Consider the following 16,573-nt stretch of genomic DNA (forward strand, 5'->3'; position numbering starts at 1 on the left):
CTCAACGCTGACTGTGCGCCGACATGAACTGAGCGATGCTGAGTGGAGCCGCATCAAGCCCTTGCTGGGCTCGCGGAGCGGCCCACCCTCGAAGCGAGGGGACCGCGACTTCATCAACGCCGTCATCTGGCGCGTGAAGACTGGGGTGCAATGGCGGGACCTTCCGGAGCGATTCGGCCACTGGAAGACCGTCTACAACCGCTTCCACCGCTGGGCGCAAGCCGGGCGCTGGGAATCCATCTTCAAGGCCCTGCGACTTCCGGTGGATGAGCTCGGCTCGCTGGCAGACGCTTCCGTCGTCCGGGCGCATCAGGACGCCGCGGGCGGAAAAGGGGGGTCCGAAGCAATGCTCTGGGGCGTTCTCGAGGAGGTTTTTCAACGAAGGTTCACGCCGTCACAACGACGGGCGGTAAGCCGCTCCACCTCGCGCTGACGGCCGGACAGCAGCATGAGTCCACGATGGCCGAGGAACTGCTGGTGCACGCCGAAGGCGACGCCTTCATCGCGGACACCGGCTATGACGCCGAGCGCATTCGCGCCAACGCCCAGAAGGTGGGGATGAAGCCCGTCATCCATCCCCATCCCAGCCGCAAGCAGACTCCACCTCTGGACCGCACCCTCTATCGGCTTCGTTACCGGGTGGAGTGCTTCTTCCACGACCTCAAATGCTTTCGCGCCGCTGCCACCCGTTACGACAAGACAGCGACCTGCTACCTCGCCGTCCTGCACGTCGCATCCATGCTTCTCTGGCTGCGTTAATCAGGGACAGCCCCTAGCGGCTCACGCCGGACGGGAAGCGCATCCCCGTCCGGCGCGGTCGTGACTACTTCGCGCCCGTGGGCTGGGTGATGGACTCGGAGCGGATGGTGTACTCGCCGGCGATGGCGTTCGTGTCGATGCCCGTGAAGTGACGGTACGGGTACGCGCCATCCGCGACGGTCTCGATGAACTCCACCGAGTCACCGGTGATGGACTTGCCGTCGATGTTCACGGTGAAGGTGGTCTTCTCCGAGTCCACGCGCCACACGCACGCGCCCACGTTCGTCTCCGCGGAGCCGGTGGACAGCCCGTCGATGTCGAAGTCGTTCAGGAAGTGGAGGTGCATCTCCGCCCAGCGGAGGAAGTCCCGCCAGTTGGTGAAGGTGATCATCAGCCCGGCCGGCTGGTGGCTGGAGCCCTGGAGCACGCCGCCCCGGTAGATGTTCATCCGGTACGCGGAGCCGCCCGGCGAGCCCGTGAACGAGGGCAGCATGTTGACCGTGTTCGCCTCGCGGCCCGGCGTCACCTTCAGCGTGCTGACGACCTGGTCGCCATCACGCGCGGCCAGCTGGTAGCCGCCCTGCGCACCCAGGCTCGCCGCCACGCGCTGCTCCCACTTCACGGCCTTCGTGAAGCTGCTGGAGACGCCGTCCTTCTGGGTCGTGAGGTTGGACACCGCCAGCCCATCCGCGACGGCCTCCACCTTCGCGCGGCCCAGCGCGCAGCTGGTGATGCCCTCGAACTTCTTCACGCACTGGGTCGCCGCGGCTTCCTGGGCGTTCAGGGAACCGGAGGCCTGGCCGTCGTCGGCACCGCCCGCGCAACCCGTGATGCTCAACAGCATGGAAGCCAGCAGGGAACCCGTGATCTTCAGATGCATCCGCTACCTCATCGTGTGGGGTGGACTGCACGCGGCCCCACTGCACCCCTCGCGCCAATACCCCGAGTCCTTCTGTTTCACTCGGGCCATTCAATGATTGAGAAAACGGAGTAGCGCTGGGAGTCACATGAAACATGTGATTTGTAGCAAGGCCGGTCTCACACGGAGCGTCAGGACGTCGCACTCGCGGGCGGAAATTTGCCGTGACGCACAACTCCCCGGGGGGTTCGGCTGATAATCTGGGGAGCGCGGTTCCTGCCCCCCGGACACCCCACCATGGCATCGAAGATCAACGACAGCTCGCGTCCCCTCACCTCCGTCTCGCGGCTGTCCTCGCAGGACGCCCGGACGACGGAGGCGAAGGCCCGGAACCGCCCCCTCGCGTTCAAGGACGGCTTCGAGTCCTCCAGCAGCACGCGCCCCGCGCCCGGCCAGCTGCCGCGCCTGCCCGCGCCGCCGCCGATCCTGGGGCTGCCCGCGCCCACCACCCCGACGCCGGCGCCGACGACGCCCGTGCCGCCGGAGGCGCCCACCGAGCCGCCCGTCTCGGCCGACTCGGATCCGATGACGCACCTCGAGTACCTGGCCTCGGACGCGCTGCAGGGCCGTGACAGCCCCTCCGCGGGCCTGGACGCCGCTTCCGTCTACGTGCAGGCCCACGCGGAGAAGTACGGGCTCGTGGGGCCCAACATCAACAACCCGGAGAACCCCTTCCAGCAGCGGTTCAACGTCTACTCGTGGCTGGGCGCGGACAAGGCGGGCGAGACGGCCGGCGCGGCCCATGCCGGGCACGCCGAGCACAAGGAGTTCGGCCACACCCTGTTCCAGGAGGGCTTCTACCTGGACGAGAAGATGCCCAAGGACACGCTGAAGAAGCTCAACCAGCAGTACGAGCAGACGATGAAGGCGGCGGGCCAGTCGATCGTGCCGGCGCGCGCGGGCAAGCAGCGCAGCGTGGAGGAGCTCAAGCAGGTGGCCACGGCCACGGGCCAGGCGGTGAACACCATGGCCATGCTGCCCGGCACCGGCCCCCACAAGGACGAGGTCATCGTGGTGATGGCCCACCTGGACCACGTGGGCGTGGACCGCAAGGGCAACCCGTTCAACGGCGCGGACGACAACGCGTCCGGCAGCGCGGTGCTGATGGCGGCGGTGCCGGAGCTGGCGGAGGCCGCGAAGAACGGCAAGCTGGACCGCTCCGTGCTCTTCATCTGGACGGGCGCGGAGGAGAAGGGCCTGGTGGGCTCCCAGTACTTCGTGGACCACCCCATCCCCGGCCTGGAGCTGAAGAACATCGCCGGCGTCATCAACACGGACATGGTGGGCCGCTGGGATGATCAGCGCCTGTCCGTGGTGGACACCAACACCAAGGGCCAGCCCAACTACTTCCGCGACGTGGTGGATCAGGCGAACCAGCAGCTGGCGGATCCGTTCGACCGCATCAACCGCGACATCAACGTCTACCGCGACCGGCAGGACGGCGCGTCCTTCGGACGCAAGGGCGAGGACGTGCTCTTCCTCTTCGAGGGCCTGTCCAACCCCGAGGGCGGCGGCGACCTCATCCCCGAGTACCACCGGCAGGATGACGACATCGACAAGATCATCGAGGACAACGGCGGCAACAAGCCCCGCCGCGTGAAGGACCTGCTCCTCAACGTCATCAACATCGCGGCGAACCGCACGACGGAGCCGCAGCAGCCGCCGAAGTAGCTGACCGCGGCCGCCTTCCGCCGGAAAGGAGCCCTTCCGGCGGGAGCTTCCAGCGGGGACCGCGGGACCGCTAGGCGGCCAGCGTCTCCCCGCTGCCTTCCACGGTCCTGCCGGAGAGCGCGGCGACCTCGTGGTCGCTCAGCACGAGCTTCTCTTCGGAGCCGCGCCACACGAACGGGATGCCCGGCTGGCGGTACAGGTTCGCGGGGATCTCCTGCGCCAGCTGCGCGTGCAGCTCCGGCAGCTTGGACCAGTGCAGCCCGTGCCGCGTGTGATGCGCGGTGTGGTAGCCCAGGTTGCCCGTCATCAGGTTGTAGCCCTTGTGGAGGATGTTGTACGAGGCCTCCGAGTGGTTGGCCGTGTCCAGCCCCACGTGGTGGAAGTACGTGGCCCAGGTCGTCACGTAGAGCGACGCCAGCATGGGCAGGAGGAACACGAAGAGCGCGTTGTAGGGGTTCACCCAGAACAGGCCCGCCAGCAGAACCACCTGGAGCACGGCCATCCAGACGAACGTGCGCAGCGCCTTGGGGTGATGCTTCTTGCCCACCTGGAACGCGCGCGGGTACGCGGTCAGCGCCGTGCCCAGCGAGTACTCCACCTCCCCCATCGTCGAGCCGTCATCCCGCTTCCAGCGCGACTCGTCCTGCGTCTGGTCCAGGTAGTTCTTGTGGTGGCCCAGCACGTGGTGGAGGAACCACGCCTGCGACGTCACGCCCGTCTGGAAGCCGAAGACGATCTCCAGCAGGCGGTTGGGCAGCGCGTGCTTGAAGAAGGACAGGTGCTGGTGGTGGTGGTTCCACGAGCAGATCCATCCCTTGGGGATGATGCCCAGCCCGAACCACAGCACCGGCACCCACCAGCTGCGCGCCGTGAGGAACACCGTCATGTCGAGCGCGAAGACGCCAAGGAACATCAGGACCGGGATGCGATCTTCAGGGTGCCGGAACAGGGTCATGCGTCTTCCGTACAAGGGGGCCAGGGGGAAAATGCCTATTTTCCAACTGTAGGCTGTCAGCCCCCATGCCGAACAGCCCACCCTTGCCTGCCTGCACGTTCCACACTGGCGGTAAACCATGTAGTCGCGTTGAACTTGTCTTTCTACATTTCCAAGAATCACAGACCTGCTTTGTGATAAACGCCGACCCAGCCCTTTTGGACCAACCTGGAGGCGGCAATGCGGAACCAGACCATCGAGGCGGCACTGGCGAAGAATTCCCACCGTGAGCAGCTGATCAAGCACCGGTTCTTCGAGGTGGTGGACGAGAAGGCCTTCAGCCGCGACCAGGCGGAGCTGGTCCTGGGTCAGTGGTGGCACCCCCTGCACTACTTCCCCACCTTCCTGGGCAAGCTCATCGCCGTCTGCCCGCAGATGGAGATGAAGACGGCGGTGACGCACATCCTCAACCAGGAGGTGGGCGAGGGAGACCCGGCGCGCGCGCACGAGCGCTTCTTCATCCAGACGATGACGGACGCGGGCTTCACCAAGGCGGGCGTGTCCGAGGCGGACATGACGCCCGCGACGCGCCGGCTCATCGACGGGTACCAGCGCTCCACGGACAGCCACCTCACGGGGCTGGGCTTCCTCTACGGCACGGAGGTGGCGGACCTCACCATGGTGGCCAAGCTGGGCAAGCTGGTGCGCCGCACCACGGGCCTCAAGGCCCTGCCCTGGGTGGACATCCACGTGAAGCAGGAGCCGGACCACGTGGAGACGGCCGGCCACACCATGGGGCTCGCGTACACGGACGAGGAGCTGGCCACCATCACCCGCGGTGCGGAAGAGATGTGGCAGCTGTGGGTGGGATTCTTCGAGGAGCTGCGCAACCGCGTCGTCTGAGCGGCTCCTCGCGTCAAGCGCAACCCCCCGGAATCCGTACGTTTTCGTACGGAACACTGGCGAATCTCTCCAGGTAGGGTAGTCACTCCCGCGTCACGGGAGTGTCACCCCCCCCTTAGAGGCGCCACCCCCTCCCGCGGCGGATAGCTCCTGTCCCTCCAGGCGCCGAGGGAGATCCCCATGCTCGAAAAGCTGATGCCGAAGTCGGACGAGTTCTTCGACGACTTCGACGCGCAATGCGCCAGAACTGTCGAGGGAGCGAAGCTCCTGCACGAACTCTTGAGCGACTTCCGGGACGTGCCCACGCGCGTCCAGGCCCTCAAGGACGTGGAGCACAAGGGTGACGAGGTCACCCACACGGCCTTCAACCGGCTCCACCAGCAGTTCATCACCCCGTTCGACCGGGGGCAGATCCACACGCTCCTGTCGCGCATCGACGACGTGCTGGACCTGACCAACGCGGCGGCGGCGCGGCTGCTCTACTACGAGATTGAGTCCACCCGGGCGGACGCCACGGAGCTGTCGCGGCTCCTGGTGCTCTCCACGCAGAAGGTGCAGGAGGTCGTCGCGGCGCTGCGGCTCATCAAGAAGCCGGAGCAGATCCTCGCGGGCTGCATGGAGATCAAGCGCCTGGAGACCCAGGCGGATGAAGTCCTGCGCGCGGGCATGGGCCGGCTGTTCAAGAGCGGCGTGGACACCCTGACCATCATCAAGTGGAAGGAGATCTACGACCTCATCGAGACGGCCACCGACAAGTGCCAGGGCGTGGCCAACGTCATCGAAGGCGTCGTGCTGGAGCACTCCTGAGATGCTGCTCGCAGCGGTCGTCACCATTGTCGCCGTCGCGCTCATCTTCGATTTCATCAATGGATTCCACGACGCGGCGAACTCCATCGCCACCGTGGTGTCCACGCGCGTGCTGTCTCCGAACCTGGCCGTCGCCTGGGCCGCGTTCTTCAACTTCATCGCGGCCTTCGCGGGCGGCGTGCACGTGGCCAACACCATGGGCAAGGGCATCATCAACTTCGAGATGCTCCGGGCCGCCGGCCCCACCGCGGTGCTGATGGTCATCTTCGCGTCGCTGATGGGCGCCATCGTCTGGAACCTGCTCACCTGGTGGTGGGGGCTGCCCTCGTCGTCGTCGCACGCGCTGGCGGGCGGGATGATTGGCGCCACCCTGCCCGTCCTGGGCTTCGAGGGCCTGGTGGGCAGCGGCATCGCGCGCATCGCGGCCTTCATCGTGCTGTCGCCGCTCATCGGCATGACGCTGGGCATCGGGATGATGCTGGCCAGCACCTGGGCGGTGCACCGTCAGACGCCGCTGCGCGTGGACACCTGGTTCCGCCGGCTGCAGCTGGTGTCGTCCGCCATCTTCTCCTTCAGCCACGGCACCAACGACGCGCAGAAGGTCATGGGCATCATCGCGGTGGTGCTCTTCGGCACCATCTGGCGCGACCGCCCGTTCCACATCGACTGGTGGATGATCATCTCCTGCCACGCCGCCATCGCGCTGGGCACCTTCTTCGGCGGCTGGCGCATCATCCGCACCATGGGCCACAGCCTCACGAAGCTGGCGCCCATTGGCGGCTTCAGCGCGGAGACGGGCGGCGGCGTCACCATCATCGCGCTGGCGGAGCTGGGCATCCCCGTCTCCACCACGCACACCATCACCGGCGCCATCGTCGGCGTGGGGTCCACGCGCGGCTGGCGTGCCGTGAAGTGGGGCACCGCCGGCCGCATCATCTGGGCGTGGGTGTTCACCATCCCCGCCGCCGCGCTGGTGTCCGTCCTCGTCTACGGAATCACGCTGGCCGTCGTCCGGATGGTGGGCTGAAGAAAGCCCCGGGCGCGGGGGAGTGAGTCCCCCGCGCCACCCGCGGCTGCCCTACTGGACGACGCGGACGTTGAGGGCCGACGACGGCCCGCCCACGGCCGGCGGCACCCAGGGCACCACCTTCTTGTTCTGCCACTGGACCAGCTTCAGCGACGGGTCCTCCAGCGGCACGTCGAAGGTGTAGGAGATGCGCGTGGGGCCCTGCGCGTCCGCCTCTTCAATCCTCACCTTCATGCCCTTCATGTCGAACTCGTCACCCTGGCGCACCGGGTGACGCGCGGCGCGGTGGATGCGCTCCTCCACGGAGTCCAGGAAGTGGCCGCCCTGGGTGAGCGACAGCTCCAGCGAGTTGGGGCCGGTGCGCGTCACCTTCTGCTCGTAGAGCGAATAGGACAGCACCCACCAGGCCTTCGGCAGCGGGTTGCCCGAGGACCACCAGCGCACGGAGCCGTAGATGCCGACGATGCCGTTGGGGGCGTTGAGCACCACCACGCGCTGGTTGGGGAGCTTCGTCTTGTCAAAAGCCTCCTCGTAGCGCGCCTGCACGCGCCCCATGAGCGCGTCCGCCTGGGAGTACTGGTCCATGGTCTGCCACCAGACGTAAGGCGAGCCCACGACGTGGATGAAGGCCATCACCGCCGCGCCAGCCAGCACCGCGCCCGCGCGGAACGTCTTCGCCCGCCCCTTCCACGCGTGGCGCAGCACCACGGCCAGTCCCACCGCCGTGCCCAGGCTGGGCACGATGAGCGTGCGCGAGCCGGCGAAGGCGGAGTTGGACAGCCACGTGGACACGAACGCGCCCGTCAGCATCCAGCCCACCGTGCGCCGCTCCGCGGCCTCCAGCCGGGGCCACACGCCCCACACGAGCAGCGCGAACAGCGTCAGGCCCACCGCGCCCAGGAGGGTGAAGAGGGGCACCAGGGACTGGTCGAAGATGAAGTCCGGGGGCGCGTTCAGCGTCAGGCCCGCGATGGCGGCCGGGACGCGCCCGAGCATCGCCTGGAACCACGCCACGGGCGTCCCCAGCGCGTCCAGGTACATGTCCGAGCCGCCCGCGCCGTAGCCCATGGCCCGGTACGCCGCGAAGTAGATGGCCATCAGCACGCCGAAGGGGATGAGCCCCTTGAGCTTGTCCTTCGCCTGCCCCGGGCCGGAGAAGGCCTCGTAGGCCAGCACGTACGGGCTGAGGATGACCATCGTCTCGCCGCACAGGAGCGCGAGCGTGAAGGACACCAGCGCGCCCACCAGCGCGTTCTTGCGCCCCTGCTCCCGCCACTGGATGTGGAAGGAGAGACCGAGGACGCCGAACATCAGGGACATCACCACGCTGCGGTAGGACAGCCAGCCCAGCACCGCCGCGTGCGAACCCCAGATGGCGAAGAGGACCATCGCCACGCCCGCCACCGCCGTGGGCAGCACGCGCTTGAACAGCAGGCCCGCCAGCGCCACCAGGCCCACGTACCAGAGCAACGAGTGGAGCTGGTAGGCCACCGAGACGCGGTTGTAGAGCAGGTGATCCAGTCCGTAGAGCAGGCTGCCCAGGGGCCGGAAGAACGAGACGCGCACGGTGGGCTCCACCCACCACGGGAAGACGCCCGCCTCCGCCAGCCGCAGCGTGTGCTCCGGGATGCCCGTGGCCGTGCGGTACACGTCCAGGTGCGTGTTGCCCAGCGGCGCGGGCGGCGGAATGTTGTCCCAGACGCCCAGCCAGATGAAGTCATCCGGCATGAATCCCGAGCGCACCGCCGTCGCGCCCAGCGCCAGCGCGAAGACGATGGAAATCCAGAAGTAACGCTTAAACGGCCAACCCGGAGCGGTTGGCGAAGGTGAAGTATCCATGTTTCAAAGATCTATCAGCCCGCCCCCCACACGAGATAGGTCCTCCTGGGTTCGTCCGCTGGCACCGGAAACACGCGGAGAGTGCGGCACGCGCGACGGAGATCCTTTGCCAGCGCCTGGACTCCGGGTGATCCTCCTCCGACGAAGGGGGACGCGGTCCGGCAGGTGAAAACACGAACGCGAGCGCCCGTTGCATCCGCGCCGCCGCCGGGCCCGCTCGCATGCGCATCGCCATCATCGCCACGTACACCCATCCGACCCGGCTGCGAATCAAGGAACCCTCCATCATGCAGTCCTCCGTGCCGGAGCTCATCGCGGGCCTGTGCCCGGAGCACGCGCAGGTGGAGATCTTCAACGAGAAGGAGGCGGACCTGCCGTTGGACCGGCACTGGGACCTCGTCTTCTTCTCGTACCTGCACTCGTATTACGAGCACACCAAGGTCCTCTCCACCCTCTTCCGTCAGCGCGGCATGACGACGGTGGCGGGAGGCCGGCACGCGAGCCACTTCCCCGACGACGCGGCGAAGTACTTCGACGCGGTCATCACCGGGGAGCCGGAGTCCAACGTGCCCGCGCTCATCGCGGACTTCGAGAAGGGCGAGCTCAAGCCCCGCTACAGCCTGCCGTCGCGGGGCGCCGCGGCCATCCGGCCATACCGCTACGAGCTCATCGACTTCACGCACAACAAGGTGCGCCTGCCGGGCATCGAGGCGTCGCGCGGCTGCCCCTTCACGTGCAACTTCTGCGTGCTCACCGGCCACGAGCGCTACCGCTTCCGGCCCATTCCGGAGGTCATCGACGAAATCCAGACGCGCATGCGCTGGAACCCGAACTTCCTGGGGCTGATGGGGGACGCGTTCGTCTTCCTGGACAACAACCTGGGCGGCTCGCCCAAGTACCTGCGCGCGCTGTGCGAAGCGCTCATCCCCCTGAAGAAGACCTGGGGCTGCGCGCTCACCTTCAACGTGCTCAAGGACGAATCGCTGGTGAAGCTGATGGCGAAGGCGGGCTGCCGCTACGTCTACACCGGCCTGGAGTCGCTCAACCCGGACTCGCTCAAGGCGATGAACAAGGGCCAGAACAAGCTGTCGGAGGTGGACGCCGTCATCCGCCGCGTCTTCTCCGCAGGCATCCTGCTGTCCTTCGGGCTCATCGTCGGCTCGGACGGCGACACCAACGAGTACCTGCACCGGCTGCCGGACTACCTGGCGGACCTGAAGTACTTCTCCGTCACGTTCCTGGGCATCGTGTGCCCGTATCCGGAGACGCCCTTCTTCCGCGAGCTCAAGGCCGAGGACCGGCTCTTGCCCGGCACCACCAGCCGCGACTACGACGGCTACACGCTGTGCCACCGGCCCAAGCAGATGCACGCGTCGGAGGTGGTGGAGCACTTCCAGCGGCTGTGCCGCACGCTGGGCAGCCTGCCCAACATCGCGCGGCACTACGCGTCCAAGCTGATGATGAGCGACCTGCCCCGCTACAAGCAGACCATCCTCTTCTCCGGGCCCGAAATCGTCAGCATCCGCAACCCGGTGAAGAACCCGGAGCGCCGCTACATCGCGGGGCTGGATGCCATCGAGGCGTGGGACGCGGAGCGGATGCCCGCGCTGGGCCTCACGCCGCAGGTCCTGACCTGAGCCGGGACGGCAGGCGCACGTCCCACGCCAGTCCCAGGGCCTGGAGCGCCCGGATGAAGAGCCAACCCGGGTCCCACTGCCACCACACCCAACCGTGCCGCGCGGACGCGGGGAAGGCGTGGTGGTTGTTGTGCCAGCCCTCGCCCAGCGCGAGCACGCTCACCCACCACACGTTGCGGCTGAGGTCGCGCGTGTCGTGGACGCGGTGGCCGAACGCCGCGTGGCACACCGAGTTCACCGCGTAGGTGCTCTGCATCCAGCACACCACGGGCAGGAAGAAGTACGCGGGCACCGTGCGCCAGCCGAAGGTCAGCCCCACGAAGAGCACCCCCAGCACCTGCGGCGCGATGCGGTAGCGCAAGAGCCAGTGGTAGTAGCCGTCCTCCGCCATGTCGCGGCACCAGGTGCGCCAGCCGTCCTCTTCGGTGGAGGCCTCGTTGAGGATCCACCCCATGTGCGCGTACCAGAAGCCGCGCACCGGCGAGTGCACGTCCCCGTCCGCGTCCGCCTTCGCGTGGTGCAGCCGGTGGTTGGCGGCCCAGATCAGCGGACTGCCCTGCGCCGTGAGCATGGCCACCGTCACCAGCGCGTACTCCACCCAGCGGGGGCACGCGAAGGCGCGGTGGCAGAGGAGCCGGTGCAGCCCCACCGTGGTGCCCAGGCCAATGGACACGTACACGGCCAGCGCCACCGGCAGCGCGTACGGCGGCCAGGGCAGGAAGAACGCCAGCGCGGCCAGCCCGTGGACCACGAGCATGTAGATGACGATGACGGGACTGAGCTGGAAGCGGAGCGGCGCGGTGATCATGGCCCGGTGCGGTGGTCGAGGATGAAGCACGCAGTCTAGGGGCCCTGCCTGACGGGACAAGGAATGCGCCCGGCGCGTCACATCACGCGGGCGTCACGGACCTGGGAGGCCTGGGGCGGAACGAGCGCCTCGGCCGGTGGGGCCTGGAGCGTGGCCTGGAAGCGGTCCACGCGGCGCAGCTCCGCGCGGGCCTCCACCTCCGTGAAGATGGCGCGCGCCCGGGCGAGGAAGTCCTCGCGCCGGTGCGGCAGGGCCACCGCCGCGTCGAAGTAGGCCACGCCCGTCTCCCAGCGGTTGGGGCTCTTCTCCAGGACGGCGATGGCCTCCAGGAACACCGGCTCCGCGGCCTTCGGGCCCTTGCGCAGGGCCAGCGAGCGCGCCGTCACGCGCAGCGCCGGGCCCTTCAGGTACGGATAGAGCCGCGCGATGACGCGCGCCTTGATGCAGGACAGGCGGACGATCCGGAGCAGCTCCTTGCGCGGCACCACCGTGGCGCCCTCCTCCAGCGCGAAGAGGGCCGCCTCCGCCGCGTCCACCAGCCCCACCTGGAGGAAGGGCACCAGCACCTGGTAGCTCCAGATGCTCTTGAAGCAGCGCACCGCGACGAGCGCCGCCTCCTCCACCTGGTGCTCGCGCACCGTGACGTTGGCCAGGTGGTTGAGGCTGGCGCACTGGTTGGCCAGGTCCGCCACCTCCTCGCTGATGCGCAGCCCCTGCTCCAGCTCCGCGCACAATTCGCCCACGTCGCCTTCGCCCATGAGGTAGCGGCACATGGGCCCCCACGAGTGCGCCCAGCCCTGGTGCATCAGCGCGTTGAGCTCCACGCCAATGGTCCCCATCTGCTCGTAGAGCGCCACCGCCGTGCGGAAGCGCGAGTGGAGGAACTCGCCCGTGGCCTGCATCATCAGCGACGTCTGGCGCTCCCAGCGCTCGCCCACCTGGCGCAGCGTGGAGACGGCTTCCTCCTGGAAGGTGCGCGCGCGCTCCAGCTCGTTGGCGAAGAAGGCCTGGATGCCCAGGCGGCTGAGCGCGAGCCCCTCCGCCACGGGGTCCTTGGAGCGGCGCGCGTACTCCAGCGCCTTCTCGCAGTGGTAGCGCGCGCGGCCCAGCAGCCCCGCGCCGAACAGGAGCGTGCCGTAGTATCCGCGCGCCAGGCTCCTGGCGTAGTCGCTGCGCGAGCGCTCCGCCATGTTGGTGGACACCAGCGTCGCCCAGGTGAGCTTGGTGATGTCCGCGAAGTAGTAGATGCGGATGAGCGAGTTGAGCGTGGACAGCTGTTGCAGGTAGTTGCCCAGCCTCGCCGCCGGCAGCGGGCGCAGGATGAAGGGCAACAGCGACGCGAGCCCCCGCAGCAGGAGATTGGCCAGCGTGCGCAGGCCCAGCGCGGGCAGGCTCCCCGGGAGGCTGCGGCCCCTCAGCACCAGCGACTTCTCCAGGTGCTGCGTGGCGAGCGCGGACTCGCCCTTCTCCTGGTGCGCGCGGCCCAGGCCCAGGTGCAGCTCCGCCTGGCGCGCGGGCTCCTCCTCGTCCACCAGGCACTGCTCGAACATCAGGATGGCGTTGGCGTAGTGGCCCGCCTGGAGCAGCGTCTCCGCCAGCTCCTGCATCACCCGGCGCGTCTGGAGCAGCGTCACCTCCGGGTCCACCGGGACGACGGTGCCGAGCAGCTCCAGGCCCCGGTTGTAGTGGTAGAGCGCGTCGTCGTTCGCGTACTGCGCCCGCGCGCTGCGGGCCGCCATCAGCGTGTACTCCAGGCCCTTGTCCTCCACGTTGCCCGCGAGGAAGTGGAACGCGAGCAGACCCGCGGAGCCCGCGAGGTTGTCGTTGGCGCGGGCCTCCAGGTAGCGCGCGAGCCGGCGGTGCAGGTCCTCACGCGCCGACACCAGCAGCGTGTTGTAGGCCACGTCGCGGATGACGATGTGCTTGAAGAGGCAGGTGTACGGCTCCTCCGTCTCCAGCAGGATGAGGCCCAGGCGCTGGAGCGTGTCCATGGCCTCGCGCAGCACGCGGTGGCCCAGGGTGGGCACCAGCGCCACCACCGCGTCCAGCGTGAAGATGCGCCCGATGACGGACGCCACCTTCACCACCAGCTTCTCCGTCTCGCTGAGCAGGTCGATGCGCGACAGCACCACGTCCTGGATGGAGTCCGGCAGCAGCAGGTCCTGCAGGCCGCGCTTCAGCTCCATCCGCTGCGAGCCGGGCTCCACCGGCCCCAGGTAGCCCTGCTCCGCCAGGCCCTCCACGATGGATTCGATGAAGAACGGGTTGCCCTGCACCTTCGCGAGCAGCCGGTCCTCCAGCGCGACGTCCGGCGGTGTCAGCCGCAGGTGCACGCGCAGGAGCGCCCGCGTGTCCTCGTCATCCAGGCTCGACAGGTCCACCGGGACGAACTCCGGCAGGTCGCGCAGCCCGCGCAGCTGGTCGCCCGGACGCATCGTCGCCAGCACCATGATGCGGTGCGAGCCCACGCGCAGCGCCAGGTACTGGAGCAGGTCGAGCGAGATGTAGTCCGCCCAGTGCAGGTCCTCGAAGTAGAGCAGCAGCGGCTGCGCGCGGCTGAGCTTCTCCAGGAGCTGGAAGACGATCTGGAACACCTTCTGCTGCTTGCGGCGCGCGTCGATGCCCGCGGTGGCGGACGTCTCCTCCAGCGCGATGCCGAGGATGCCCGCGACCACGGGAATCCACTCCGGCCCCACGTCCTCCAGGCCCTCCAGCCCCTGCCGCAGGCGCGCGAGCTGCGCGTCGGTGTCGTCCGAGTCGTGCAGTCCGAAGGCCTGGAGCAGCACCTCCTTCCAGGGGAAGAAGGGGGTGAAGGCCTCGTAGGAGTAGCAGACGCCGTACAGCGCCCGGGCGCCGCCCTCCTCCGCGTCCTCCAGCACGCGCGCGCCCAGCCGCGACTTGCCGATGCCCGCCTCGCCGGACACCACGCTCACGCGGCCCTGGCCCGTGAAGGCCGCGGTGAGCGACTCGTGCAGCACGTTGAGCTCGCGGCTGCGGCCGATGATGTCGCCCCGGCCCTTGATGAAGAGGCCTCGGCGCGTCTCTCCCAGCAGCCGGTACACCGGCACCGAGCGCGAGACGCCCTTCAACTTCGCGTCCTCCACGAACTCCGTGGCGAAGCCGCCCTGCTGTGAGCGCGCCTGGGTGTTGGCGCACAGGTGCACGCCGCCCTGGCGTCCGCCGTGCGTCATCAGGCGCGCGGCCATGTTCACGACCTCGCCCAGTGCGGAGTAGCCCTTGCGCGTGGGCGAGCCCATGTCGCCGCAGTAGGCGTGGCCGGTGGCGATGCCGATCTGCAGCTCATCCAGGAAGGGGAACTGCTCCCGGGCCTTGAGCAGCTTGCAGGCCAGCCGGCACGCGAGCACCTCCTTGTTCTGCTGGGCGGTGGGCGCGCCGAACAGGACGTAGAGCACGTTGCCCTTGTCCGTGAAGTCCGTCATCAGCAGCACGCCGCCGTGGTGGGCGGACTCGCGCTGGACGTATTCGTAGTAGGTGTTGAGGTCGCGGGTGAAGGCGTCCGGATCCGTGTCCGCCTGCGCGTGCGTGAAGCGCACGAAGAAGCAGGTGACGTCGCGGAAGTCGCCCGCGAACTCCTGGTGCGCGGTGGTGATCTTCGTGAAGAGCACCGGGTGCAGCAGCAGCGCGCACCGGCCCACCAGCTCCGCTCCGCCCGTGGGCACGGGCAGCGGGCGCTTCACCGACTCCACCGGCGCGTCGAGCGCCAGCCGGTGGTTGCCGCCCTCGCGCGGCTCGCCCTTGCGCGCGGACTCCGGCAGCGCCGCCCAGGCGCGCGGGCTGAGGACGACCTCCGACACCGTGGCCTGCTTCTCCGCGCCCACCGCCTGCGCCAGCGGCTCGCCCACGAGCGCCGGGTGCATCCACAGGCCGGTGCCGCCCATCACGATGCGGGTGGCCTCCCCAAAGCCGATGCCGATGCGCGACGACACGCCGAAGCGCTGGCCCAACAGCTCCAGCCGGGCGAAGCGCGCGAGCCTGCGCTGCACGTGCAGCGCGCACACCGCCGCTCGCTGCACGACGTCGGTGTCGGACTCGGCGGGCGCGGCCTCGAAGCACGCGAGGATGGAGTCTCCGGCGAACTGGTAGATGTCCCCGCCGTGGTCGCGGACCACGTCGATCATCTCCGTGTAGTAGTTCGTCAGCAGGCGCTGGAGCGCGTCGATGCCGCGCGGGCCCGCGCCGCTCAGCCCCACCACGATGGGCGTGAAGCCCGCGATGTCCAGCAGCAGGATGGCGCCCCGCACCCCTTCGGCCCGGGGCAGTGCGTCCGCCTCCTGGCTCCCCAGCCGCGCGAGGATGGCCGCCGGCATGTAGGGCGCCAGCATCGCGACAGCGGGATCAATGGGCTGCGTGGAGGGCATCCGTCAGGGGCTTTCCGCTCAGGACAGGTTGGCGTAGCGCAGGTACAGGGCGCCCAGGCACATGGCGCCGTAGAGGGGGATTTCCGCCGTCTCCGTCCAGGGCTGCTGCTTCTTCAGCGCGCCCCAGATGTGCACCGCCGTCATCAGGCCACCGATGAGGCCGATGAGCTCGAAGATGACCAGGTGGCTCTTGGGGTCCGGGATGAACTGCACCACCGCGATGATGACGGACAGCGCCAGGCCGCCCAGGCAGCGCGCGAAGTAGACCGTCAGGTCGTTGTTGCCCGTGGGCAGCTCCCACCCGAACCACCGCGCCCAGCGCAGCGGGATGAACAGCAACGGCAAGGCGTAGACGACCAGGAAGACCGAGGTGGAGACCGCGAGGAACCAGCTGGCCAGCGGATAGTCGGGGTTGATCATGATGGCGGACGTGATGGGTGACGGACGTGCACCCGCGGCACACACCCCTCCCCACGCCGTCCATCCTAGAATCTTTTGCCACCCCGTGGGGCGGCTTCCCCCCCGCCAAGGCCCTGCTTGAGCCCGCCTGCCGCCTAGCGGGTGGCGGCCAGGAGGAACTCGGCCACCCGCTCCAGGGAGGTGGTGCGCTCGGCCTCCGCCGGGAAGCGCCGGAACACCTCCAGTGGCCCGTGGAGGATGAGCGGCTTGCCATAGCGCAAGGCCAGGACGGCCTCCGCCGCAGTGCCGGCGCCCCCGGGCAGCGCGACCAGCGCATGTGGCGTCAGCACGTTGATGTGGTTGCGGCTCATGGGGTCCGTGCCCTGCTCCCCGCTGAGCGGCAGGTGCGTGTAGATGGGGATTTCGATGTCCGTGTTCGGGTAGCCGGGCCGGGGCTGGTAACGGCCATCCGAGCCCACGGTGCCGGGGAT

At 68.5% G+C, this 16,573-nt stretch carries 11 protein-coding genes and 2 pseudogenes; 6 read left to right on the top strand and 7 right to left on the bottom strand.

Annotation, left to right across the window (positions count from 1 at the left end; all coding sequences use genetic code 11):
* The first annotated feature begins 13 nt into the window (after window positions 1-13).
* A pseudogene (locus D7V80_RS42935) lies at window positions 14-759 on the top strand (IS5 family transposase).
* Between the two features lie 64 nt (window positions 760-823).
* On the opposite strand, the gene D7V80_RS22245 reads toward D7V80_RS42935, so the two are convergent.
* A complete protein-coding gene (locus tag D7V80_RS22245; protein ID WP_120590059.1) occupies window positions 824-1,639 on the bottom strand; it encodes a hypothetical protein in 816 nt (271 codons plus the stop codon).
* 276 nt (window positions 1,640-1,915) lie between these two features.
* On the opposite strand from D7V80_RS22245, the gene D7V80_RS22250 reads away from it, so the two are divergent.
* The gene (locus D7V80_RS22250; protein ID WP_120590060.1) at window positions 1,916-3,349 is read left to right on the top strand and encodes a M28 family metallopeptidase; all 1,434 of its coding nucleotides are present in this window, start codon (window positions 1,916-1,918) and stop codon (window positions 3,347-3,349) included.
* 70 nt (window positions 3,350-3,419) lie between these two features.
* Here D7V80_RS22250 and D7V80_RS22255 read toward each other — a convergent pair whose 3' ends face one another.
* On the bottom strand, window positions 3,420-4,304 hold the full coding sequence (locus D7V80_RS22255) for a fatty acid desaturase (protein ID WP_120590061.1): 885 nt from the start codon (window positions 4,302-4,304) through the stop codon (window positions 3,420-3,422).
* 219 nt (window positions 4,305-4,523) lie between these two features.
* Between D7V80_RS22255 and D7V80_RS22260 the strand changes: the two genes are divergently transcribed.
* The 3 genes from D7V80_RS22260 to D7V80_RS22270 all read left to right on the top strand — a co-directional run bounded on the left by D7V80_RS22260 (window position 4,524) and on the right by D7V80_RS22270 (window position 7,020).
* A complete protein-coding gene (locus D7V80_RS22260) occupies window positions 4,524-5,186 on the top strand; it encodes a TenA family transcriptional regulator (protein ID WP_014397545.1) in 663 nt (220 codons plus the stop codon).
* Between the two features lie 180 nt (window positions 5,187-5,366).
* The gene (locus tag D7V80_RS22265; RefSeq protein WP_120590062.1) at window positions 5,367-5,993 is read left to right on the top strand and encodes a DUF47 domain-containing protein; all 627 of its coding nucleotides are present in this window, start codon (window positions 5,367-5,369) and stop codon (window positions 5,991-5,993) included.
* 1 nt (window position 5,994) lies between these two features.
* Entirely contained in the window at window positions 5,995-7,020 is a 1,026-nt protein-coding gene (locus D7V80_RS22270; RefSeq protein WP_120590063.1) for an inorganic phosphate transporter, read from the top strand.
* A 51-nt stretch (window positions 7,021-7,071) separates the two neighbouring features.
* Here the strand turns inward: D7V80_RS22270 and D7V80_RS22275 are convergent, their stop codons facing one another.
* Complete coding sequence (locus tag D7V80_RS22275) at window positions 7,072-8,859, bottom strand: hypothetical protein (RefSeq protein ID WP_120590064.1); 1,788 nt, start codon at window positions 8,857-8,859, stop codon at window positions 7,072-7,074.
* 221 nt (window positions 8,860-9,080) lie between these two features.
* On the opposite strand from D7V80_RS22275, the gene D7V80_RS22280 reads away from it, so the two are divergent.
* Window positions 9,081-10,496 carry a radical SAM protein gene (locus tag D7V80_RS22280; protein WP_120590065.1) on the top strand — a complete coding sequence of 472 codons (1,416 nt, stop codon included), beginning with the start codon at window positions 9,081-9,083 and terminating at the stop codon, window positions 10,494-10,496.
* Here D7V80_RS22280 and D7V80_RS22285 read toward each other — a convergent pair.
* The 4 genes and pseudogenes from D7V80_RS22285 to D7V80_RS22300 all read right to left on the bottom strand — a co-directional run.
* Window positions 10,474-11,334 carry an acyl-CoA desaturase gene (locus tag D7V80_RS22285; protein ID WP_233585607.1) on the bottom strand — a complete coding sequence of 287 codons (861 nt, stop codon included), beginning with the start codon at window positions 11,332-11,334 and terminating at the stop codon, window positions 10,474-10,476. The genes D7V80_RS22280 and D7V80_RS22285 overlap by 23 nt on opposite strands.
* Window positions 11,335-11,381: 47 nt before the next feature.
* A complete protein-coding gene (locus D7V80_RS22290) occupies window positions 11,382-15,683 on the bottom strand; it encodes an AAA family ATPase (RefSeq protein WP_120590067.1) in 4,302 nt (1,433 codons plus the stop codon).
* Between the two features lie 18 nt (window positions 15,684-15,701).
* Entirely contained in the window at window positions 15,702-16,103 is a 402-nt protein-coding gene (locus D7V80_RS22295; protein WP_120590068.1) for a hypothetical protein, read from the bottom strand.
* Window positions 16,104-16,237: 134 nt separating this feature from the next.
* Window positions 16,238-16,573, bottom strand: a pseudogene (locus D7V80_RS22300) (molybdenum cofactor carrier protein); the annotation flags it as partial.

The organism is Corallococcus sp. CA054B, assembly GCF_003611625.1.
Classification (GTDB): domain Bacteria; phylum Myxococcota; class Myxococcia; order Myxococcales; family Myxococcaceae; genus Corallococcus; species Corallococcus coralloides.